15 protein-coding genes are annotated in these 17,758 nt (G+C 62.1%); 5 read left to right on the forward strand and 10 right to left on the reverse strand.

Features of this window, described 5'->3' with window-relative positions; translation table 11 throughout:
• Positions 1 to 74: 74 nt before the first annotated feature.
• The 7 genes from ACLEJU_RS23910 to ACLEJU_RS23940 all read right to left on the reverse strand — a co-directional run bounded on the left by ACLEJU_RS23910 (position 75) and on the right by ACLEJU_RS23940 (position 8,398).
• Positions 75 to 968 (reverse strand): ABC transporter permease subunit, encoded by an 894-nt coding sequence (locus ACLEJU_RS23910; protein WP_435423594.1) that lies wholly within the window; start codon positions 966 to 968, stop codon positions 75 to 77.
• Positions 965 to 1,846: an ABC transporter permease subunit gene (locus tag ACLEJU_RS23915; RefSeq protein ID WP_178083369.1), complete on the reverse strand. Its 882-nt coding sequence runs from the start codon at positions 1,844 to 1,846 to the stop codon at positions 965 to 967. The genes ACLEJU_RS23910 and ACLEJU_RS23915 overlap by 4 nt, the downstream gene beginning before the upstream one ends.
• Positions 1,847 to 1,881: 35 nt before the next feature.
• Entirely contained in the window at positions 1,882 to 3,024 is a 1,143-nt protein-coding gene (gene potA, locus ACLEJU_RS23920; RefSeq protein ID WP_435423593.1) for a polyamine ABC transporter ATP-binding protein, read from the reverse strand.
• A 71-nt stretch (positions 3,025 to 3,095) separates the two neighbouring features.
• Positions 3,096 to 4,190, reverse strand: coding sequence for a polyamine ABC transporter substrate-binding protein (locus ACLEJU_RS23925; RefSeq protein ID WP_435423592.1), 1,095 nt, complete (start codon positions 4,188 to 4,190; stop codon positions 3,096 to 3,098).
• 174 nt (positions 4,191 to 4,364) lie between these two features.
• Positions 4,365 to 5,462, reverse strand: a complete 1,098-nt coding sequence (locus tag ACLEJU_RS23930) for a polyamine ABC transporter substrate-binding protein (protein WP_435423591.1) — start codon at positions 5,460 to 5,462, stop codon at positions 4,365 to 4,367.
• A 169-nt stretch (positions 5,463 to 5,631) separates the two neighbouring features.
• Entirely contained in the window at positions 5,632 to 6,993 is a 1,362-nt protein-coding gene (locus ACLEJU_RS23935; protein ID WP_435423590.1) for an aspartate aminotransferase family protein, read from the reverse strand.
• A 46-nt stretch (positions 6,994 to 7,039) separates the two neighbouring features.
• Positions 7,040 to 8,398, reverse strand: coding sequence for a glutamine synthetase family protein (locus ACLEJU_RS23940; RefSeq protein ID WP_159412555.1), 1,359 nt, complete (start codon positions 8,396 to 8,398; stop codon positions 7,040 to 7,042).
• Between the two features lie 574 nt (positions 8,399 to 8,972).
• Here ACLEJU_RS23940 and ACLEJU_RS23945 point away from each other — a divergent pair.
• Positions 8,973 to 10,349 carry a glutamine synthetase family protein gene (locus ACLEJU_RS23945; protein WP_027920891.1) on the forward strand — a complete coding sequence of 459 codons (1,377 nt, stop codon included), beginning with the start codon at positions 8,973 to 8,975 and terminating at the stop codon, positions 10,347 to 10,349.
• A gap of 150 nt (positions 10,350 to 10,499) precedes the next feature.
• On the opposite strand, the gene argA is transcribed toward ACLEJU_RS23945, so the two are convergent.
• Both argA and argE read right to left on the reverse strand, forming a co-directional pair.
• Positions 10,500 to 11,798 (reverse strand): amino-acid N-acetyltransferase, encoded by a 1,299-nt coding sequence (argA, locus tag ACLEJU_RS23950; protein WP_110632713.1) that lies wholly within the window; start codon positions 11,796 to 11,798, stop codon positions 10,500 to 10,502.
• Positions 11,799 to 11,923: 125 nt separating this feature from the next.
• Positions 11,924 to 13,066: an acetylornithine deacetylase gene (gene argE / locus ACLEJU_RS23955; protein WP_435423589.1), complete on the reverse strand. Its 1,143-nt coding sequence runs from the start codon at positions 13,064 to 13,066 to the stop codon at positions 11,924 to 11,926.
• 115 nt (positions 13,067 to 13,181) lie between these two features.
• Between argE and ACLEJU_RS23960 the strand changes: the two genes are divergently transcribed.
• Positions 13,182 to 14,549: a CYTH domain-containing protein gene (locus tag ACLEJU_RS23960; RefSeq protein WP_435423588.1), complete on the forward strand. Its 1,368-nt coding sequence runs from the start codon at positions 13,182 to 13,184 to the stop codon at positions 14,547 to 14,549.
• A gap of 102 nt (positions 14,550 to 14,651) precedes the next feature.
• Here the strand turns inward: ACLEJU_RS23960 and ACLEJU_RS23965 are convergent, their stop codons facing one another.
• The gene (locus tag ACLEJU_RS23965) at positions 14,652 to 15,122 is read right to left on the reverse strand and encodes an Lrp/AsnC family transcriptional regulator (RefSeq protein WP_294335649.1); all 471 of its coding nucleotides are present in this window, start codon (positions 15,120 to 15,122) and stop codon (positions 14,652 to 14,654) included.
• Positions 15,123 to 15,249: 127 nt separating this feature from the next.
• Between ACLEJU_RS23965 and ACLEJU_RS23970 the strand changes: the two genes are divergently transcribed.
• From ACLEJU_RS23970 to ACLEJU_RS23980, 3 genes are all read left to right on the forward strand, one after another.
• The gene (locus tag ACLEJU_RS23970) at positions 15,250 to 15,567 is read left to right on the forward strand and encodes a hypothetical protein (RefSeq protein WP_435423587.1); all 318 of its coding nucleotides are present in this window, start codon (positions 15,250 to 15,252) and stop codon (positions 15,565 to 15,567) included.
• Positions 15,568 to 15,666: 99 nt separating this feature from the next.
• Positions 15,667 to 17,343: a GspE/PulE family protein gene (locus ACLEJU_RS23975; protein WP_435423586.1), complete on the forward strand. Its 1,677-nt coding sequence runs from the start codon at positions 15,667 to 15,669 to the stop codon at positions 17,341 to 17,343.
• An 89-nt stretch (positions 17,344 to 17,432) separates the two neighbouring features.
• Positions 17,433 to 17,747, forward strand: coding sequence for a DUF2388 domain-containing protein (locus ACLEJU_RS23980; RefSeq protein ID WP_435423585.1), 315 nt, complete (start codon positions 17,433 to 17,435; stop codon positions 17,745 to 17,747).
• The last annotated feature ends 11 nt before the right edge of the window (positions 17,748 to 17,758 follow it).

Here is a 17,758-nt window from a genome sequence, read left to right on the forward strand (position 1 = left end):
TTCTTTTTTTTGTTTCCTTTGGCCTCTTCCCTTTCCCCCCCCCCCCCCCCCCCCCCCCCCCCCCAGGCCCGCTATCAGGCAGAGGCCGCCATCTGCGTCGGGCGTTTGACCTGCGGCTGCGAAGCATTGGCCGCCGCACCCTCTTCGATCGCCTGCTGGACCGCCTTGCGGCGGTTTTCTTCGGCCCGGCGGCTGAAGAACCAGACGAAGAAGGTCACCAGCGACACCGATAGCAGGATCAGGCTGGCCACGGCGTTGATCTCTGGCTTCACGCCCAGACGCACCGCCGAGAACACTTCCATCGGCAAGGTGGTCGAGCCCGGGCCGGAGACGAAGCTGGCCAGTACCAGGTCATCCAGCGACAGCGCAAACGACATCATGCCGCCCGCCGCCAGCGACGGCGCGATCATCGGGATGGTAATCAGGAAGAACACCTTCCACGGCTTGGCACCCAGGTCCATCGCCGCTTCCTCGATCGACAGGTCCAGCTCACGCAGGCGCGCCGACACCACCACCGCCACATACGCCGCGCAGAACGTGGTGTGGGCGATCCAGATGGTGACGATGCCACGCTCCTGCGGCCAGCCGATCATCTGCGCCATGGCCACGAACAGCAGCAACAGCGACAGACCGGTAATCACCTCGGGCATCACCAGCGGTGCGGTGACCAGGCCGCCGAACAGTGTGCGGCCCTTGAAGCGGGTGACCCGCGTCAGCACGAAGGCCGCCAGGGTACCCAGCGCCACTGCCGCCACCGCCGTGTAGCAGGCAATTTCCAGCGAGCGCATCACCGAACCCATCAGCTGGGTGTTGTCGAGCAGGCCGACGTACCACTTCACCGACCAGCCGCCCCAGACCGTCACCAGCTTGGAGGCGTTGAACGAGTAGATCACCAGGATCAGCATCGGCAGGTAGATGAACAGCAAGCCGAGCACCAGCATCAGCTTGGAGAAACTGAAGCGTTTCATGCGCGGCCCTCCATCTCTTTGGCCTGGCTACGGTTGAACAGCAGGATCGGCACGATCAGGATCGCCAGCATCACCACCGCCAGGGCGGATGCCACCGGCCAGTCACGGTTGTTGAAGAATTCCTGCCACAGCACTTTACCGATCATCAGGGTTTCCGGGCCGCCGAGCAGTTCAGGAATCACGAACTCGCCCACCACCGGGATGAACACCAGCATGCAGCCGGCAATGATGCCGTTTTTCGACAGCGGCACGGTGATCTTCCAGAAGCTGTTGAAGGTGCTCGAACCCAGGTCAGAGGCGGCCTCCAGCAGGCTCTGATCGTGCTTCACCAGGTTGGCGAACAGCGGCAGGATCATGAACGGCAGGTACGAATAGACCACGCCGATATACACCGCCAGGTTGGTGTTCAGGATCTGCAACGGCTGATCGATCAACCCGGTCCACAGCAGGAAGCCGTTGAGCAGCCCGTTGTTGCTGAGGATGCCCATCCAGGCATAGACGCGAATCAGGATCGCGGTCCAGGTCGGCATCATGATCAGCAGCAGCAGGACCGTCTGGGTCTCCTTCTTGGCGTTGGCGATGGCATAGGCCATCGGGTAGCCGATCAGCAGGCACAACAGGGTGCTGAAGAAGGCCATCTTCAGCGAGCCCAGGTAGGCCGAGATGTACAGCTCATCCTCGGTCAACAGGCCGTAGTTGGCCAAGTTGAGCACCAACTGGATCTTGTCTTCGACGTAGGTGTAGATCTCGGTATACGGCGGGATCGCCACGTCGGCTTCGGCGAAGCTGATCTTCAACACGATGAAGAACGGCAGCATGAAGAACAGGAACAGCCAGATGAACGGCACGCCGATCACCAGGTGCCGCCCCTCCGGGATAAGGCGCTGGAAGGCTCGCTTGAGCTTGCGCACTTTCATGACCGCAGTACCACACCGCTGTCGTCTTCCCACCACACGTACACTTCATCGCCCCAGGTCGGGCGTGTGCCCTGGCGTTCGGCGTTGGCGACGAACGATTGGACGATCTTGCCGCTCGGCAGCTCGACGTAGAACACCGAGTGGCCGCCCAGGTAGGCGATGTCGTGGACCTTGCCGCGCGACCAGTTGTGCTCGCAGGTCGGTTGCTGGGAGGTGACCAGCATTTTTTCCGGGCGCAGGGCGTAGGTGATGTGCTTGTCTTCCACCGACGTGGTGATGCCGTGGCCAACGTAGATCTTGCGCTCCAGTTCCGGGCTGGCAATGATCGCGTAGCCTTCGGCGTCATCGACCACTTCACCCTCGAACAGGTTGACGTTACCGATGAATTCGCACACCAGGCGGCTGGTCGGGGTCTCGTAGATATCCACCGGCGAGCCGATCTGGGCGATCCAGCCCAGGTGCATGATGGCGATGCGCTGGGCCATGGTCATGGCCTCTTCCTGGTCATGAGTCACCATCACGCAGGTCACGCCCACGCGCTCGATGATTTCCACCAGTTCCAGCTGCATCTGCGAACGCAGTTTCTTGTCCAGCGCGCCCATCGGCTCGTCGAGCAGCAGCAGCTTGGGGCGCTTGGCCAGGGAACGGGCCAGGGCCACCCGCTGGCGCTGGCCACCGGAGAGCTGGTGCGGCTTGCGCTTGGCGTACTGGGTCATGTGTACCAGCTTGAGCATCTCGGCCACGCGGGCGTCGATCTCGGCCTTGGGCATCTTGTCCTGCTGCAGGCCGAAGGCGATATTCTGCGCCACGGTCATGTGCGGGAACAGCGCATAGGACTGGAACATCATGTTGATCGGCCGCTCGTACGGCGGCATGTCGGTGATGTCGACGCCGTCGAGGAAGATCCGCCCTTCAGTCGGGCGCTCGAAGCCGGCCAGCATGCGCAGCAAGGTCGATTTGCCGGAACCGGAGCCACCCAGCAGGGCGAAGATCTCGCCTTTGCGGATCTCCAGGGACACATCGTCCACGGCGACCGTTTCGTCGAATTTTTTTGTAACCCGGTCGATCTTGACCAGCACCTGCTTGGGTTGCTGGCCACCCTCGAGGGCTTTTTTATAGGCACCGGAGGCAACTGCCATGAGTGAAACTCCCAACAAGATTTTTGTGCCCGCGCGGCCTGTGTTCCAGGTACCGCAGCGGGTCTGGATAATTACTTGCCCGACTTGACCTTGGTCCAGCTACGGGTCATCAGACGCTGCACCTTGGGCGGCAACTCTGAGTTCACGAACATCTTGTCCAGCACTTCCTGCGGTGGGTAAACCGCAGCGTCAGTCCTCACGGCCTGGTCCATCAGGTCGCCAGCCTTGGGGTTCGGGTTGGCGTAACCGACGTAATCACTGACCTGGGCGATAACCTCAGGTTTCAGCAAATAGTTGATGAAGGCGTGGGCCTCCTTGACGTTCTTGGCGTCCTTGGGGATCGCCAGCACGTCGAACCAGAGGTTGCCGCCTTCCTTGGGAATGGCGTAGGCCAGGTTCACGCCCTTCTTCGCCTCGATAGCGCGGGCCTTGGCCTGGAACACATCACCCGAGAAACCTGCCGCGACGCAGATGTCGCCGTTGGCCAGGTCGGTGATGTACTTGGACGAGTGGAAGTAGGTCACGTACGGGCGTACGGCCAGCAGCTTCTGCTCGGCCTTGGCGTAATCCTTGGGATCGGTGCTGTTGGGGTTGAGCCCCATGTAGTTGAGCACCGCCGGGAGCATTTCGTCCGCCGAGTCGAGGAAGGCCACACCGCACTTGGAGAGCTTCTTCATGTTCTCGGGTTCGAACAAGACGGCCCAGGAGTCGATCTTGTCCACGCCCAGCGCGGCCTTGACCTTGTCGACGTTGTAACCGATGCCGTTTGTGCCCCACAGGTAAGGCACGGCGTACTGGTTGCCCGGGTCGTTCTTTTCCAGGCGTTTCATCAGCGCCGGGTCAAGATTGGAGTAGTTGGGCAGCAGGTTCTTGTCGAGCTTCTGGAACGCGCCCGCCTTGATCTGCTTGCCGAGGAAATGGTTGGACGGCACCACCACGTCATAGCCGGTATTGCCGGCCAGCAGTTTGCCTTCCAAGGTTTCGTTGGAGTCGAAAACGTCCTGCACGGGCTTGATGCCCGTTTCTTTCTCGAAGTCCGCGAGGGTATTCGGGCCGATATAGTCCGACCAGTTGTAGAAGTGCACCGTAGGCGCCGCTTGGACGCTGCATGCCAGCGTCAGGCCCGCTCCAGCCATCAAGGCCTTGCGTAAAACAGAAATAGACAAGTGGGTGGTCCTCACAATCAGTGCCTGGGTGACGGCGTACTTATTGGGTACAAGCGTTGCCGCGCACACAAAACCGGCGCGCAACTTACCTGCGCAGCTTCGATGCCGCAATCAACAATTGCCATTCACTGGCTCTGGGCCGGAAAACCCCGGCCCAGAGGTCACGCATCGGGGTTATTTGCCCGATTTGATCTTGGTCCAGCTACGGGTGATGTCACGCTGAACCTTGGCATCCGGTGCGGCGATGGCATACAGCTGTTTCTTCACGTCAGCTGGCGGATAGATGCTCGGGTCGCTGGTGATGGCCTTGTCGACCAACGGAGTAGCGGCCTCGTTGCCGTTCGGGAAGCGCACGGCGTTGGTGATCTCGGCCATGACTTCCGGCTGCATCAGGAAGTCCATGAACTTGTAGGCGGCCTCTTTATGCTCGGCATCTTTAGGGATGGCGACCATGTCGTAGAAGGTACCAGCACCTTCTTTCGGAATGATGTAGTCCACTTTGACCTTGTCGCCAGCTTCGTGGGCGCGGGCCTTGGCCTGCTCGACGTCTCCCGAGTAACCGACGGCCACGCAGATGTTGCCGTTGGCCAGGTCGCCGATGTACTTGGACGAGTGGAAGTAGGTGATCGAAGGACGGACCTTGAGGAACAGGTCTTCGGCGGCCTTCAGGTCTTCCTTGCTGGTGCTGTTGGTCGGCTTGCCCAGGTAGTGCAGCGCGGCCGGAAGCATTTCGGTCGGGGCATCCAGGAAGCTCACGCCGCAGCTCTTGAGCTTGGCAATGTTCTCAGGCTTGAACACCACGTCCCACGAGTCGATCTTGTCCACGCCCAGTGCGGCCTTGACCTTCTCCGGGTTATAGCCGATGCCGATCGAACCCCACATGTACGGGAAGGCGTGCTTGTTGTCCTTGTCGCTGGCGTCGCCAACGGCCTTGAGCAGGTCCTTGTCGAGGTTTTTCCAGCTAGGCAGCTTGGAGCGGTCGAGCTCCTCGTAGACGCCGGCCTTGATCTGCTTGGCCAGGAAGTTGTTCGACGGTACGACGATGTCGTAGCCCGACTTGCCGGCCAGCAGCTTGGCTTCCAGGGTTTCGTTGCTGTCGAAGACGTCGTACTTGACCTTGATACCGGTCTGTTTCTCGAACTTGGCGATGGTGTCCGGAGCGATGTAGTCCGACCAGTTGTAGACGTTCAACACGGTATCGTCAGCGTGAACAGCGGTAGCCATGCCACCCATCAGGGCGGCGGCCAGCAACGTTTTGCCCATTTTATTCATGCGTAATGCTCCAGAATTTTTATGTTAGCAACTGTCCAGCAGCCAGAACCCACGGTGCAGAGCGCGCGGCGACTGAAACAACCGCTAGTCTGGCAAGTTACAAGGCTCTGTTTCAAGGAAAGCAGGGCCTTGTAACGACTTAATGTCACATCGCTAGCCTAGCAGGTGCTCACTTGATCGCTTCGAGGGTCAGATCCAGGCATTTGCGCGCCTTTTCCACCAGCTCATCCACCTCGGCATGGCTGATCACCAGCGGCGGGGCGATGATCATTGTGTCGCCCACCGCGCGCATGATCAGGCCGTTCTCGAAGCAGAAGTTGCGGCAGACCATGCCGACACCTTTGCCCTCGTAACGGCTGCGGGTCGCCTTGTCCTTGACCAGCTCGATCGCACCGAGCATGCCCAGGCCGCGTACCTCGCCCACCAGCGGGTGGTCCTGCAACTCACGCAGACGTTTTTGCAAGTAAGGTGCCACTTCCGTGCGCGCCTTCTCGACGATCTTTTCGTCACGGAGGATGCGCAGGTTTTCCAGGCCCACCGCGGCCGCCACCGGGTGGCCGGAATAGGTAAAGCCGTGGTTGAAATCACCACCCTCGCTGAGCACCTTGGCCACCTTGTCACGCACGATCACACCGCCCATGGGGATGTAACCGGAAGTGAGGCCCTTGGCGATGGTCATCAGGTCGGGCTTGAGGTCGTAGTAGTCGGAGCCGAACCACTCGCCAGTGCGCCCGAAGCCACAGATCACCTCGTCGGCGACGAACAGGATGTCGTACTTGGCCAGGATCTCCTTGACCTTCGGCCAGTAGGTCTCTGGCGGAATGATCACCCCACCGGCGCCCTGGATCGGCTCGGCGATGAAGGCGGCGACGTTGTCTTCGCCGACTTCGAGGATCTTCTTCTCCAGCTGCTCGGCAGCCCAGACGCCGAACTCGTCCGGGTTCATGTCACCGCCTTCGCCGAACCAGTACGGCTGCGGAATATGCACGATGCCCGGGATCGGCAGGCCGCCCTGCTCGTGCATGCCGCTCATGCCGCCCAGGCAAGCACCAGCGAAGGTAGAACCGTGGTAGCCGTTGATGCGGCCGATCATGGTCTGTTTGTGCGGCTTGCCCTTCAGCGCCCAGTAATGGCGGACCATGCGCAGTACGGTGTCATTGCCTTCGGAACCGGAGCCGGTGAAGAACACATGGGTCATGCCTTCCGGCGCCACGTCGGTGATCGCCTTGGCCAGCTCCAGGGCTGGCGGGTGAGCGGTCTGGAAGAACAGGTTGTAGTACGGCAGCTCGCGCATCTGCTTTTCTGCCGCCTGCACCAGTTCTTCACGGCCATAACCGACCGCCACGCACCACAGGCCGGCCATGCCGTCGAGGATCTTGTTCCCCTCGCTGTCCCACAAATGAACACCCTGCGCCTTGGTGATGATGCGCGGCCCCTTCTCCTTCAACTGCTTGTAGTCAGAGAAGGGTGCAAGGTGGTGCTCGCCGCTCAGGTTTTGCCATTCACGGGTTTGCGGGTTGTTGACGCTCATGTGCCTCTCCAGTTTCCGGCGGCCGCACCGGCGGCCTCAGGGTTGATCAGACAGCGAATAGCAGGAATTCACGCTCCCAGGAGCTGATGACGCGCTTGAAGTTCTCGTGCTCGGCCCGTTTGGTCGCGACGTAGCCGGTGATGAACTTCTTGCCCAGGTATTGCACCAGCGCACGGCTGTTTTCCATGCGCTCGAGGGCGTCCTCGATGGTCAGCGGCAGGCGCAGGTTGCGGCGCTCGTAGCCACGCCCCTGGACCGGCGCGCTGGCATCGATGCCCTCGACCATGCCGATATAACCGCACAGCAGGCTGGCGGCGATGGCCAGGTAAGGGTTGGCATCGGCACCCGGCAGGCGGTTCTCGACGCGACGGTTCTGCGGTCCGGCATCCGGTACGCGCAGGCCGACGGTGCGGTTCTCCTCGCCCCATTCGACGTTCACCGGCGCCGAGGTGTCGGGCAGGAAGCGGCGGAACGAGTTGACGTTGGGGGCGAACAGCGGCAGCGCTTCGGGGATGAACTTCTGCAGGCCACCGATGTGGTGCAGGAACAGCTCGCTCATGCTGCCGTCTTCATTGCTGAAGATGTTCTTGCCGGTGGCCACGTCGACCACGCTCTGGTGCAAGTGCATGGCGCTGCCCGGCTCGCCGGTCATCGGCTTGGCCATGAAGGTGGCAGCCACATTGTGCTTGAGCGCAGCCTCACGCATGGTGCGCTTGAACACCAGGATCTGGTCGGCCAGGTGCAGGGCGTCGCCGTGACGGAAGTTGATTTCCATCTGCGCCGTGCCGTCTTCGTGGATCAGCGTGTCGAGGTCCAGGCGCTGCAGTTCGCACCAGTCGTAGACGTCTTCGAACAAAGGGTCGAATTCGTTGGCGGCTTCGATCGAGAACGACTGACGGCCGGTTTCCGGGCGGCCAGAGCGACCGACCGGCGGCTGCAGCGGGAAGTCAGGGTCCTCGCTGCGCTTGGTCAGGTAGAACTCCATCTCCGGCGCGACGATCGGCTGCCAGCCCTTGTCGGCGTAGAGCTTGAGGACTTTCTTCAGCACGTTGCGCGGCGACAGTTCGACCGGGTTGCCCTTCTTGTCGTAGGTGTCGTGGATCACCTGGGCGGTCGGTTCGATGGCCCACGGCACCAGGAACACCGCGTCCTGGTCTGGGCGGCAGATCATGTCGATGTCGGCCGGGTCGAGCAGGTCGTAATAGATGTCATCGTCGACATAGTCGCCGGTCACGGTCTGCAGCAGCACGCTCTCGGGCAGGCGCATGCCTTTTTCGGCGATGAATTTGTTGGTCGGCGAGATCTTGCCGCGGGTGATGCCGGTCAGGTCGCTGATCAGGCATTCGACTTCGGTGATCTTGTGCTCTTTCAACCAATCGGTGAGCTGGTCGAGGTTGTTACTCATAAATACCTCAGGAGGTAAGGTGGTCCGCGCTCTGATTCTGGAGGGAGTAGATTGCTAAAGCAAAAACCCACGCGCAGGCGCACTGTGGATACACTGAAAACAAGCGTGTCCGTAGTGGGATCAAAGGGCAGGAATACGAGAAGAGCAACGAAAAAGCGTTACGAGGTGTGGTCCAGATGCGCAAAGCGTCAATTATTGCGGCCATGCAGGCGACAACTCGACTGATGCGTGCGGGAACGGCAGGGATACCCGACTGCACTGCACAGGCAGCGCGCTCAGGTCGCGACAAGCGGACCATGTGACCCTCGTATTATTGTGTTTTGGGTTGAGTCCGAGCTTAGCCTTGTTAAATTTTTTACACAACACCTCCGTAAAAAATAAAACACGGCATGTCGGAGATAGCCCTTTGTGAGGGAAATAGCGGATAATGGCACGCCCCGATATGCAGCAAATCTGCCGTCGATGTGCCATTTCGAGGCATCATGGGGTTGGCTTGACATCAGTTTGTCTTTTCGATTGACTGGTCCTGCAAGCCCCCCTTGATTGATATTTTTAACAACAAAGGTGTTGCATCATGTCGGTACCCCCGCGTGCCGTTCAGCTTAACGAAGCGAACGCGTTCCTTAAGGAACATCCTGAGGTTCTCTACGTTGACCTTCTGATTGCAGATATGAATGGTGTGGTGCGTGGTAAGCGCATTGAGCGCACCAGCCTCCACAAGGTTTACGAGAAAGGCATCAACCTGCCTGCCTCCCTCTTCGCCCTGGACATCAACGGCTCCACCGTTGAAAGCACCGGGCTGGGCCTGGACATCGGCGATGCTGACCGCATCTGCTATCCAATCCCCGACACGCTCTGTAATGAGCCATGGCAAAAGCGCCCGACCGCGCAGCTGCTGATGACCATGCACGAACTGGAAGGCGAGCCGTTCTTCGCCGACCCGCGCGAAGTGCTGCGTCAGGTGGTGAGCAAGTTCACCGATATGGGCCTGACCATCTGCGCCGCGTTCGAGCTGGAGTTCTACCTGATCGACCAGGAGAACGTGAACGGCCGTCCGCAGCCACCACGCTCGCCAATCTCGGGCAAGCGCCCACAGTCGACCCAGGTGTACCTGATCGACGACCTCGACGAATATGCCGACTGCCTGCAGGACATCCTGGAAGGCGCGAAAGAGCAAGGCATCCCTGCTGACGCCATCGTCAAGGAAAGCGCTCCGGCGCAGTTCGAAGTCAACCTCCACCACGTTGCCGACCCGCTCAAGGCCTGCGACTACGCGGTACTGCTCAAGCGGTTGATCAAGAACATCGCCTACGACCATGAAATGGACACCACCTTCATGGCCAAGCCCTACCCGGGCCAGGCAGGCAACGGCCTGCATGTACACATCTCCGTGCTGGACAAAGATGGCAACAACATCTTCACCAGCGAGGATCCCGAGCAGAACGCCGCGCTACGTCACGCTGTCGGCGGTGTGCTCGAGACCCTGCCTGCGTCCATGGCGTTCCTCTGCCCGAACGTCAACTCGTACCGCCGCTTTGGCGCACAGTTCTACGTGCCGAATGCGCCGAGCTGGGGCCTGGACAACCGTACCGTGGCCCTGCGCGTGCCAACCGGTTCTGCAGATGCCGTGCGCATCGAGCACCGCGTAGCCGGCGCTGACGCTAACCCATACCTGATGATGGCTGCCGTGCTGGCAGGCGTGCACCACGGCCTGACCAACAAGATCGAGCCAGGCACGCCAATTGAAGGCAACTCGTACGAGCAGCTGGAGCAGAGCCTGCCGAACAACCTGCGCGACGCCCTGCGCGAGCTGGACGACAGCGAGATCCTGAACAAGTACATCGATCCGAAGTACATCGACATCTTCGTCGCGTGCAAGGAGAGCGAGCTGGAGGAGTTCGAGCACTCGATCTCCGACCTCGAGTACAACTGGTATCTGCATACCGTGTAAGCGAAAACGCCGCCCAAATGGGCGGCGTTTTTCATTCGGGACCGCGTCGCCTGCTTCGCGGGCTTGCCCGCTCCCAGAGGTACATCACAGGCTCAAGCATTGTGAGTATCCTGTGGGAGCGGGCGCGCCCGCCAAGGGGCCGGTACAGGTTTACAGGGACTTCTCGAAAATCTTCGAATTGCGCTGGTAGTTGTACAGCGAAGCCCTCGCCGCCGGCAGGCGCTCCACGCCGCTAGGCGCAAAACCGCGCTCACGGAACCAGTGCGCCGTGCGCGTGGTAAGCACGAACAAGGTATTCAACCCCATCTGCCGCGCCCGCCCTTCGATGCGCTCAAGCAGCTCATCCCCGCGCCCGCCATGGCGGTACTCCGGGTTCACCGCCAGGCACGCCAGTTCACCCGCCTGCGAATCGGCAATCGGATACAGCGCCGCACAGGCGATGATCATGCCCTCACGCTCGACCACGCTGAACTGCTCGATCTCACGCTCCAGCACCTCGCGCGAACGACGCACCAGGATGCCCTGCTCTTCCAGCGGGCTGATTAGCTCCAGCAAGCCACCGACATCGTCGATGGTCGCCTCGCGCACCACTTCGAACTGTTCCTGCGACACCAGCGTACCGCCACCTTCGCGGGTGAACAGCTCGGTCAGCAGCGCACCGTCCTCGGCATAACTGACGATATGGCTACGCGCCACACCACCTTTGCAGGCCTCGGCAGCGGCATCCAGCAGCTCGCCCTGGTAATCACTGCCCAGGCGCGCCAGGTGCGGGGCGATCTGCTGCGGGCGCAGTTCGCGCACCAGCTTGCCGTTCTCGTCCAGCAGGCCCGGCTCAGCACCGAACAGCAGCAACTTGTCGGCGCCCAGCTCGATGGCTGCGCGCGTGGCGACGTCTTCGCAGGCCAGGTTGAAGATCTCGCCAGTGGGCGAGTAGCCCAGCGGCGACAGCAGCACGATGGAGCGCTCGTCGAGCAGGCGGCTGATGCCCTTGCGGTCGACCCGACGCACTTCGCCGGTGTGGTGGTAGTCCACCCCTTCAAGCACGCCGATCGGCCGTGCGGTAACCAGGTTGCCGGAGGCCACGCGCAGGCGCGAGCCCTGCATCGGCGAGGCGGCGATGTCCATCGACAGGCGCGCCTCGATGGCCAGGCGCAGGGCGCCGACGGCATCGATCACGCAGTCCAGGGTGGCGGCATCAGTAATGCGCATGCCCCGGTGGTAGTGCGGGGTCAGGCCGCGGTCTGCCAGGCGGCTCTCGATCTGCGGGCGCGAACCATGCACCAGCACCAGGCGCACACCCAGGCTGTGCAGCAGCACCAGGTCGTGGACGATGTTGCCGAAATTCGGGTGTTCAACACCATCGCCGGGAAGCATGACTACGAAGGTGCAGTCGCGATGGGCATTGATGTACGGGGAGGCATGACGCAGCCAGTTGACGTATTCGGGCATGACAGGGCCTGTGGATAAAGTGGACGGAGAACGGTGAGTCACACGGCGTTCAGGATCATCGTCGGAACAGGCTTGCGGTCACGCGCGGTCTCCTCTAGGCAAGAACGAATCAACAGGGTGGACGTTTAATCCAGGCAGTAGTGCCGGATCAGATCACGTAATAGACGCACGGTAGGCTCGATTCGTGACATTTCAAGGTATTCGCCGGGCTGGTGGGCGCAGGCGATGTCGCCGGGGCCCAGCACGATAGTCTGGCAACCCAGCTGCTGAAGATAAGGCGCTTCGGTACCGAACGCCACCGCTTCGGCCCGATGGCCGGTGAGGCGCTCGGCCACTTGCACCAGCTCGGCATCGGCGGCCTGCTCGAACGGTGGCACCTCAGGGAACAGCGGTGCGTAGTCGATACGCACCTCATGGCGCTCGGCCACTGGCTGCAGCTTGCCGCGAATGGCGGCGCGAAGCTGTTCGACGTCCATGCCTGGCAGCGGCCGCAGGTCGAACTCCAGGGCGCACTGGCCGCAGATGCGGTTGGGGTTGTCACCGCCATGGATGCAGCCGAAGTTCATGGTGGGCGTAGGCACGGTGAACTGCGGGTTGCTGAAGGTTGCCTGCCACTGCCGGCGCAGGCCCATCAGCTCGCCCATTACCTCGTGCATGGCCTCCATCGCGCTGTGGCCCAGGCTCGGGTCGGACGAATGGCCACTGCGCCCGAGGATATCGATGCGGTCCATGAGGATGCCCTTGTGCATGCGGATCGGGCGCAAGCCAGTGGGCTCGCCGATCACCGCCGCGCGGCCCAGCGGCTGGCCGGCAGCGGCCAGGGCGCGGGCGCCGGACATGGAACTTTCTTCATCGCAGGTGGCGAGGATCAGCAGCGGTTGCTTGAAATCGTGCTCCAACAGCGGGATCACCGCTTCGATGATCAAGGCGAAAAAGCCTTTCATGTCGCAGCTGCCCAAGCCGACCCAGCGGCCATCGGCCTCGGTGAGCTTGAGCGGGTCGCTGGACCACAACTGTTCGTCGTACGGCACGGTGTCGCTATGCCCCGCCAGAACCAGGCCGCCAGGGCCGCTACCGCGGCTGGCCAGCAGGTTGAACTTGCCGGGGCTGACCTGCTGGATGTCACAGCTGAAGCCCAGATCGCCCAGCCAGCCAGCCAGCAGGTCGATAACCTGGCGGTTGGACTGGTCCAGTGCGGGTTGGGTGCAGCTGACCGAGGGCGCGGCGATCAAAGCGGCAAACTGGTCTTTCAGCGTCGGCAACGGCATGCGCATACTCCTCGGAAGCGTTGCCCATCATAGGACTATCCGCCGTCTGGAATAAACCGTTGCCGGCCGACTCCTGTAGACTGCCCTGCAACGACGCCCCTCTTTCGAGCCTGTGATGCACAAAGAAACCGAACTCAAGCTCCGCGCCAGCCGCGAGACCCTGGCCGCCCTGCGCGAGCACCCCCTGCTGAAAAAGCGCAACAAGTCCGGCTGGCAGACTCGCGAGCTGCTTAACCAGTACTTCGACACCCCCGAGCGCGACCTCTCCGCCGCCCGTGTCGCCCTGCGCCTGCGCCGTGATGGCGAAGAAGTCATCCAGACCCTGAAGTGCCGCGGCCAGAGCGTTGCCGGGCTGTCCGAGCGCAATGAGTACGAATGGCACCTGGACAAGGTCAAGCTCGACCTGAAAAAACTCGACGCCACCTGCTGGCCCGAGCAACTGGCCGGGCTGGACAAGAAAACCATCAAGCCGCTGTTCACCACCGATTTCACCCGCGAATACGCCGAGATCAGCTGGGGCCGCGGCAAGAGCAAGGTCGTGATCGAGGCCGCGCTGGACCAGGGCTTCGTGATGGCCGGCAAGCGCAAGGAAGAAATTAGCGAGCTGGAGCTGGAACTGCGCGAAGGCGCCCCAGAAGCACTGCTGGAACTGGCCGCCGAGCTGGCCGCGAGCCTGCCACTGATGCCGTGCGATATCAGCAAGGCCGAGCGCGGCTACCGCCTGCTGGAGCCGGACAGCTACGAGCTGGGCCTGCCATCCACTGAACTGGACGCCGAAATGGCCGTGGACGACGCGTTCACCGCGCTCGCCTGGCAGCTGCTGGGCAGCAGCCAGCGCCTGGCCGAGCAGTACCGCCACAATGGCCACTGGCGACTGCTGCAGGACTGGGTACAGTGCCTGGCCGAACTGCGTGCACTGGTTGCCAGCCTGGGCCAGGCCGCACCACGCGCGACCACCCGCGAGCTGCGCGCCAGCCTCGACGCGCTGCTGGAAGACTGGCGCCCGCTGGTGCAGGCCGGCAACGACGACGAAGACATCCGCCGTGCCGCACCCGAGCAGTTCATCGAAGAGCTCGAAGACGTACGCTGGGGCCAGTTCTCCCTGGAAACCTCGCGCTGGCTGCTGGCACGTGCCTGGACCGTGGAGCGCAAGGGCCGTGGCGAACGCCAGGGCAAGGCGCAGCTGGCCAGCTGGCTGGCGCACCTGCTGGGCGAAGAAGGCCGCTCGCTGAAGCTGCCGCTGTACACCCAGCGCCCGGAAGACCTGGCCGAACAGCTGCCACGTGTCGAACAGCTGCTGGCCTGGCTGCACCATGCTCGCCAGGTGCTCGAAGCGCCACAGATGGACCGCCTGTACGGCGACCTGAAGAAGCTGCATGAGCTGGCGGAACTGCCGATCAGCGATGAAGTGCTGGAAGCGCGGATCGAGCAGGCTCGGGCGGTTGATCAGAGCCGGGGCTGGAAGCACCTGCTCAAGGCCTGATACCGAGTCGCTTTCTTCGCGGGTAACCCCGCCCCCACAGGGATCGCGCAAAGCCTGAGGCCTGCGCAGTCCCTGTGGCAGCGGGTTCACCCGCGAATAGCCTCACCTCGCCAATGGCAGGCTGGTGGTGGACTTTATCTCTGACAGTGCCACAATCGAATTCACTTCCTGGATCCCGGGCACGTTCGATAGCTTTTCGAAGAAGAAACGCTCATACGCCTCAATATCCGAGGTAACGATGCGCAGCAGAAAGTCCACCGCCCCCATCAGCACATAGCACTCCAGCACTTCCGGAAAGCCGCGAATCGCCTCGGTGAATTCGGTAAAGTTGGAACGGCCGTGAGCGTTGAGTTTCACCTCGGCGAAGATCTGCGTATTCAAGCCGACCTTCTTGCGGTCCAGCAGGGTCACCTGTCCGCGGATCACCCCCTCCTCTTTCAAACGCTGAATCCTGCGCCAGCAGGGTGATTGCGACAGCCCCACACGCTCGGCGATCTGCGCACTGGACAGCGATGCGTCCTCTTGCAGGAGCTCGAGAATGCGCCGGTCGTAGGCATCCAATTCACCTTGCATGAATGATTCTCCCAAATACGCTTCTTCGAATTGATTAATCTGCAGCACCTGCAATTCGATGGAATCATAGCGAAAAAATACCGGCTTCGACGTGCAAGAATTTCTCCCACATTCGCGGAGACCCAGCATGAACGCACTCGAACGCCCCCTGCCCCGCAGCGATGCCTGGGCCGCCAACGCCAGCCACAGCACCGTGCGCTATCGCCTGCAGGCCGAAGCCGAGCCGGATACCCTGTGCCGGGTGCTCAACCTGTTTGCCCTGCAGTTCCTCACGCCGCACAGCGTGCAGGTCAGCCAGCAGGAAGACTGGCTCGACATCGAGGTCGGCATCGGCGGGTTGAGCTGGCACCGGGCGGAAGTGATTGCGCAAAAACTGCGCAACTTGGTGTGTGTCGGGGAGGTGAGCCTGGAAAACCTGGCGCGGTTGGAGTTGGCGGTGATCTGAAGCCCGGCGGCGCAAAATCCCGAAATCCTTTCCCGTACCTCGCTGCGCCAGGCGCGGCTAGCCTTGACTCAGGACTCCCCCAAGGCACGGACGCCGCCGATGTTCACTCCCAACGAGCAATCCCTCGATCTCAAGAGCCTGCTGGACGCCTTGCAGGCCGACCAGCACCTGACCGCCAACGACTCATGCCAGGTCCGCGAACAAGCGTCCCGCTACAGTGCCCACCACCCGCTTGAAGCCATCGCGGCCCTGGGCCTGGAAGATCGCTGCCAGCCTGGCCAGCTGCTGAATCTGGACGCCCTGTGCCAGTGGCTGGCGCAAAAGGTCGGCCAGCCTTATCTGCGCATAGACCCCATGCAACTCGACCTGGCCCAGGTCAATGGCCTGATCTCCCCCGCCTTCGCGCAACGCCACGGCATCCTGATCGTGGCCAACGACGCCAACGCCATCACCGTGGCCAGCGCCGAACCCTATCAGCAGCTGTGGCAGGCCGACCTGGCGCGCAGCCTGGGCAAACCGATCCGCCGCGTGCTGGCCAGCCCGCTGCAGATTCGCCAACTGGGCCAGTCGCTGTTTCGCCTGGCCCACTCGGTACAAGGTGCGCAGCACCAGCAAGCGACCAGCCTGGGCGAGCTCGAACACTTGCTTGAACTCGGCAAGCGACAAGCGGAGGCAACGGCCGATGACGCGCACATCGTGCATATCGTCGACTGGCTGCTGCAATACGCCATCGAGCAACGCGCCAGCGATATCCATCTGGAGCCACGCCGCGATCAAGGCCACCTGCGCTACCGCATCGATGGTCTGCTGCATACGGTCTACGCCTTCCCGGCCAGCGTCACCCTGGCCGTGGTCAGCCGCCTGAAACACCTGGGCCGCATGGATGTAGCGGAAAAGCGCCGCCCGCAGGACGGTCGGGTGAAAAGCAGCCTGCCAGGCGGCAGCGAAGTTGAACTGCGCCTTTCGACGCTGCCGACGCCCTTTGGTGAAAAGCTGGTGCTGCGCTTGTTCGACCCACGCCAGCTGCAGGAGGACTTCGACCAATTGGGCCTGGAGGGCGAGCCACTGGCCCAATGGCAAACGCTGCTGCAGCGCCGCCAGGGCATCCTGCTGGTCACCGGGCCTACCGGTTCCGGCAAGACCAGCACGCTCTACGCCAGCCTCAAGCAGCTGGCCACGCCGCAGGTCAACCTGTGCACCATCGAAGACCCGATCGAGCGGCTGGAGCCGGCGTTCAACCAGTTGCAGGTGCAACCGGCCCTGGGCCTGGGTTTTGCCGATGGCGTGCGCACCCTGCTGCGCCAGGACCCGGACATCATCATGATCGGCGAAATCCGCGACCGCGAGACCGCACTGGTAGCGGTTCAGGCTGCGCTCACCGGGCATCTGGTGCTTTCAACCTTGCACACCAATGACACCTGTAGCGCCATTACCCGCCTGCTTGAGCTGGGTGTGGCCGATTACCTGATCCGCGCGACCCTGGGCGGGGTCATGGCCCAGCGCCTGGTGCGCCTGCTCTGCCACGCATGCCAAGGCCGCCCATCGAGCGATCCTTGCCAGGTCTGTCGGGGCACCGGCTACCGTGGCCGTACGGGGTTGTTCGAACTGCTCATCCCGAGCGACAGCCTGCGTGCACGGATAGGCGCCAGCACCGATCTGGCCGAACTGCAACGGCAGGCTCTAGCTGAAGGGTTGCAGGATTTGCGCAGCTGTGGGGAGGCGAAAGTGGCCCGGGGACTGACCCGTTCCGAGGAGGTGCTGCGGGTCTGTTCCTGAGCAAAAAACCCTTGTATTCAAGGAACTTGCGCCCATTTTACGGGATCAAAACGACCATTCCCAACCCTCACCCTTCGAGGTGTTTCATCATGCGTCTCAAAACCGCCATCGCAGCTGCTGCCCTGCTTTCGCTGCCTGTTGGCTCTGCCATGGCCGATACCTTCTGGCGTAACGTAATGACTTCCGGCGCGACCACGGCGTCGAGCTACATCACTTCGCACGACCACAAGCTGGTGCTGGCAGCGCAGGATGACGCCGGCAGCTTCGTCGCCAGCGATGGTGCGATTCGCGGTCCGTTCCTGGAGCAGGCACTGCAACAGGTGCGTGCCGAGAACCCAGGGATGCAGGCCTCGGACATGGAACTGGCCAACGCCATCCTGGCCAAAAACGCGGTAGCCGAGTAAGGCCTGGGGCC

The organism is Pseudomonas sp. SMN11, assembly GCF_052041945.1.
Taxonomy (GTDB): Bacteria; Pseudomonadota; Gammaproteobacteria; order Pseudomonadales; family Pseudomonadaceae; genus Aquipseudomonas.

What these genes read in the sequence shown, in the direction of transcription:
- ACLEJU_RS23910 (WP_435423594.1), bottom strand. Translation starts at nt 968, where the DNA reads ATGAAACGCTTCAGTTTCTCCAAGCTGATGCTGGTGCTCGGCTTGCTG.
- potA (WP_435423593.1), bottom strand. Translation starts at nt 3,024, where the DNA reads ATGGCAGTTGCCTCCGGTGCCTATAAAAAAGCCCTCGAGGGTGGCCAG.
- ACLEJU_RS23930 (WP_435423591.1), bottom strand. Translation starts at nt 5,462, where the DNA reads ATGAATAAAATGGGCAAAACGTTGCTGGCCGCCGCCCTGATGGGTGGC.
- ACLEJU_RS23935 (WP_435423590.1), bottom strand. Translation starts at nt 6,993, where the DNA reads ATGAGCGTCAACAACCCGCAAACCCGTGAATGGCAAAACCTGAGCGGC.
- ACLEJU_RS23940 (WP_159412555.1), bottom strand. Translation starts at nt 8,398, where the DNA reads ATGAGTAACAACCTCGACCAGCTCACCGATTGGTTGAAAGAGCACAAG.
- ACLEJU_RS23945 (WP_027920891.1), top strand. Translation starts at nt 8,973, where the DNA reads ATGTCGGTACCCCCGCGTGCCGTTCAGCTTAACGAAGCGAACGCGTTC.
- argA (WP_110632713.1), bottom strand. Translation starts at nt 11,798, where the DNA reads ATGCCCGAATACGTCAACTGGCTGCGTCATGCCTCCCCGTACATCAAT.
- argE (WP_435423589.1), bottom strand. Translation starts at nt 13,066, where the DNA reads ATGCCGTTGCCGACGCTGAAAGACCAGTTTGCCGCTTTGATCGCCGCG.
- ACLEJU_RS23960 (WP_435423588.1), top strand. Translation starts at nt 13,182, where the DNA reads ATGCACAAAGAAACCGAACTCAAGCTCCGCGCCAGCCGCGAGACCCTG.
- ACLEJU_RS23965 (WP_294335649.1), bottom strand. Translation starts at nt 15,122, where the DNA reads ATGCAAGGTGAATTGGATGCCTACGACCGGCGCATTCTCGAGCTCCTG.
- ACLEJU_RS23970 (WP_435423587.1), top strand. Translation starts at nt 15,250, where the DNA reads ATGAACGCACTCGAACGCCCCCTGCCCCGCAGCGATGCCTGGGCCGCC.
- ACLEJU_RS23975 (WP_435423586.1), top strand. Translation starts at nt 15,667, where the DNA reads ATGTTCACTCCCAACGAGCAATCCCTCGATCTCAAGAGCCTGCTGGAC.
- ACLEJU_RS23980 (WP_435423585.1), top strand. Translation starts at nt 17,433, where the DNA reads ATGCGTCTCAAAACCGCCATCGCAGCTGCTGCCCTGCTTTCGCTGCCT.